This is a genomic window from Nonomuraea sp. NPDC048916 (assembly GCF_040649575.1).
Classification (GTDB): Bacteria; Actinomycetota; Actinomycetes; order Streptosporangiales; family Streptosporangiaceae; genus Nonomuraea.
In genome coordinates this window covers 1-605 of record NZ_JBEZFS010000169.1, presented here as the reverse complement: position 1 = coordinate 605, position 605 = coordinate 1, and the positions used below count along the sequence as shown (strand labels likewise).

1 protein-coding gene is annotated in these 605 nt (G+C 68.9%); it reads right to left on the bottom strand.

Going from position 1 to position 605, the window contains the following annotated elements; translation table 11 throughout:
• On the bottom strand, positions 1-605 hold a 605-nt coding region (locus AB0C16_RS40265), incomplete at both ends, for a polyketide synthase (protein ID WP_357691433.1).

Sequence of the window (605 nt, the reverse complement as noted above, 5' to 3'; positions counted from 1 at the left end):
TGGGGGGTGGCCATGATGGTGGCGCCGCCGGCGAGGGCGAGGTCGCATTCGTGGGTGTGGAGGGCTTGGGTGGCGAGGTGGAGGGCGACGAGGGAGGAGGAGCAGGCGGTGTCGATGGTGATGGCGGGGCCTTGGAGGCCGAGGGTGTAGGCGATGCGGCCGCTGGCGATGCTGGGCATGGTGCCGTTGGTGATGTAGCCCTCGTAGCCGGGTGGTGGTGGGGTGAGGTGGGTGGCGTAGTCGTGGTACATGATGCCGGTGAAGACGCCGGTGGGGGTGGCGTTGAGGGTGTGGGGGTTGATGCCGGCGCGTTCGATGGTTTCCCAGGCGATTTCGAGGAGGAGTCGGTGTTGGGGGTCGGTGGCGGCGGCTTCGCGGGGGCTGAGGGTGAAGAAGTCGGCGTCGAAGTGGGCGGCTTGGTGGAGGAAGCCGCCTTCGCGGGTGTAGGTGGTGCCGGGGTGGTCGGGGTCGGGGTGGTAGAGGGTGTCGAGGGGCCAGCCGCGGTCGGTGGGGAAGGGTGTGATGGCGTCGTGGCCGTTGGCTACGAGTTGCCATAGGTCTTCGGGTGAGGTGATTCCGCCGGGGTAGCGGCAGGCCATCGCCAC